At 54.1% G+C, this 3157-nt stretch carries 2 protein-coding genes; both read left to right on the plus strand.

All coding sequences use genetic code 11. The features are described 5' to 3' along the window. On the plus strand, nucleotides 1-808 hold an 808-nt coding region (locus tag HOLDEFILI_RS07955; RefSeq protein WP_006059065.1), incomplete at its 5' end, for a DnaJ C-terminal domain-containing protein. A 111-nt stretch (nucleotides 809-919) separates the two neighbouring features. Beyond that, on the plus strand, nucleotides 920-3157 hold a 2238-nt coding region (locus HOLDEFILI_RS07960; protein WP_006059066.1), incomplete at its 3' end, for an ATP-dependent Clp protease ATP-binding subunit.

A 3157-nucleotide genomic window follows, 5' to 3' on the forward strand; every position in this document is an offset into this window, starting at 1 on the left:
CGGCGGATCCCGGGCCCGGTCCAACGGCCCGCGCAAGGGTCAGGACCGCTACATGCAGATGAAGATCAGCTTTATGGACGCGATCTTCGGCAAGACGGAGACGATCACGATTGACGTGGATGAGCAGTGTTCTCAATGTATGGGAACCGGCGCGCATTCCAAGGATGACGTTACCATCTGTCCGACGTGTCACGGATCCGGAACGGTTGTTACGCAGCAGCGGACGCCGTTCGGAGTATTCCAGTCCCAGAGTGTCTGCCCGGACTGCGGCGGCACGGGTAAGAAAATCCGTAAAAAATGCTCCAAGTGCGGCGGCAAGGGTTATGAACATAAACGCGTGAGCGTCGACGTCAAGATCCCGGCCGGCATCCAGTCCGGTCAGCAGCTGCGGGTATCCGGTAAGGGTGAACGCGGCGCCAACGGCGGGTCAAACGGCGATCTGTATATCGAGATCATGGTCATGAAGCACGATTACTTCGTGCGCGACGGCCGGAATATCTACATTACGATTCCGATTTCTTCAGTGGACGCAACACTGGGCTGTTCGGTCGACGTGCCGACGGTTTATGGCGATGTCGAGCTGACGATTCCTTCAGGAACGCAGAACGGCCAGCAGTTCCGGCTGAAAGGCAAGGGCGTGAAGGATCTGCGCGGGTCTGGTCAAGGCGATCAGCTCGTTGAGGTGAAGATCGAAATCCCGAAGAAGCTGAGCGGCGAAGAAAAAGAAATGTATGAAAAGCTGCGCAAGCTGCAGGCGAAAGGCGGGAAGGAATCCGTCTTTGACAAGTTCAAGAAAGCTTTTAAATAACGATGGAAAGGGTTTCGGGACAACGGACCCTTTTCTTAAAAATTTTGTTTAGCGCTCTATTGACTAGAGTGCTAAAAGTGATATACTAACGAGTGTAAGGAGGGACATCCTATGAATATTGATCAGATGACAGAACGATTGCAGCGGATCTTAATGGAAGCGATCCAGCTGGCGCAGGCACAGGGCCAGAGCGAACTGAACGTCGAGCATTGCCTGAAAGCGATTTTTGAAGACGACGGCATCGACGGCTTGTGGCAGCGGCTGGGACAGGACAAGCAACGAACGCTGCAGATCGTCGACAGTTATATGAAGCGGCTGCCTTCCAGTACTTCCGGCGCTCAGCCGAACCTCTCCCGTGAGGTGAATCAGGCGTATCAGGAAGCGCTGAAGTGGAGTCAGGCACACGAAGAAACCTATATGAGTTCGGTAGCGTTTCTGATCGGCTTGTTGTTCGGCGGCAGCGCCGTCGCCAAGGCGATTCTGGAAGCAACCGGAATTACGAGAAAAGCGCTTGAAAAAGCAGAGGAAGAAAGACGAGGTGGAATGAAGATGAATGAACAGAACGCGGAAAATCAACTGGACGCGCTGCAGAAATACGGGCACGATCTGGTCGAGGACGTCAAGAGCGGCAAGATCGATCCGGTTATCGGCCGGGATGAGGAAATCCGGCGGGTTATCCAGATCCTGTCGCGGAAAACAAAGAACAACCCGGTGCTGATCGGTGAACCGGGCGTCGGGAAGACGGCGATTGTCGAAGGTATCGCATGGCGGATCATGAACGGCGACGTCCCGTTCGGCTTGAAGGAAAAAAAATTGATCGAGTTGGATATGGGCGCACTGATCGCCGGCGCAAAATACCGCGGCGAGTTTGAGGAACGGCTGAAAGCCGTGTTGAACGAAGTGAAGCAGGCGGACGGCAACATCATTCTGTTTATTGACGAGATTCATAATCTGGTCGGCGCGGGCAAGACGGAAGGTTCCATGGACGCGGCCAATCTGTTGAAGCCGATGTTGGCGCGGGGCGAGCTGAAGTGTATCGGTGCGACGACGTTTGACGAATACCGCAAATATATTGAAAAGGATGCGGCACTGGAACGCCGGTTCCAGAAAGTTCAGGTCGATGAACCGTCCGTGGAAGATACAATTTCCATCCTGCGGGGCTTGAAGGATCGGTTTGAAAGCTATCATGGCGTACAGATTCTCGATGAAGCGATCATCGCTGCGGCGACGCTGTCCAACCGTTATATCACCGACCGGTTTTTACCGGATAAGGCGATCGATTTGGTCGACGAAGCCTGCGCTTCACTGCGGGTGGAGATGGATTCGATGCCGACGGAGCTGGACGAACTGATGCGGCGGATCATGCAGCTGGAAATTGAAGAAACGGCGCTGAAAAAGGAAACTGACGCCAAGACGCTGCAGCGGCTGGAGGAGCTGCGCAGGGAACTGGCGGATCTGAAAGAAGAAAAAGAAATCAAATACAACCAATGGCAGCAGGAAAAGCATAAGCTGGACGAAGCCAAGGTTTACAAGGAACAGCTGGAAAAAGCCCGCCTGGACTTCACGCAGGCGCAGAACGAAGCGCGTTATGAGGAAGCGGCGAAGCTGCAGTATGACACGATCCCGACGCTGGAGCGGAAAATCCGCGAGTCGGCGCAGAATAAAAAAGAGGAACACATGATCCAGGAGATCGTCGACGAGGAACAGATCGCCAAGGTCGTTTCCCGTTGGACGCACATCGAGGTCAGCAAGCTGATTGAAACGGAACGGCAGAAATTATTGCATCTGCAGGATGCGCTGGCGCAGCGGGTCATCGGTCAGGATGGAGCGCTGGAGCTGGTCACGGAAGCGATTCTGCGGTCCAAGGCGCAGATTCAGGATGAAAACCGGCCGATTGGTTCGTTCTTGTTCTTAGGTCCGACCGGTGTCGGTAAGACCGAAGTGGCTAAGGCGATGGCGGAGCAGCTGTTTGACGATGAATCGAAGATCATCCGGATTGATATGAGCGAATACATGGAGAAGCACAGCGTGTCGCGGTTAATCGGCGCGCCTCCGGGATATGTCGGTTACGACGAGGGCGGTCAGCTGACGGAAGCGGTGCGCAGAAAGCCGTATTCCATCGTGCTGCTGGACGAAGTGGAGAAGGCTCATCCGGATGTCTTCAACATCCTGCTTCAGATTCTGGACGACGGCCGGATCACCGATAACAAGGGTGTCACCGTCGACTTCAAGAATACGCTGATCATTATGACCAGCAACCTCGGCTCACAATATGCGTTTGACAGCGATAAGGAAGAACGCAACCGCCGGTATATGGACGAAGTTCATAAGTATTTCAAACCGGAATTC

Origin of the sequence: Holdemania filiformis DSM 12042, from assembly GCF_000157995.1 — a bacterium.
GTDB lineage: Bacteria > Bacillota_I > Bacilli_A > Erysipelotrichales > Erysipelotrichaceae > Holdemania > Holdemania filiformis.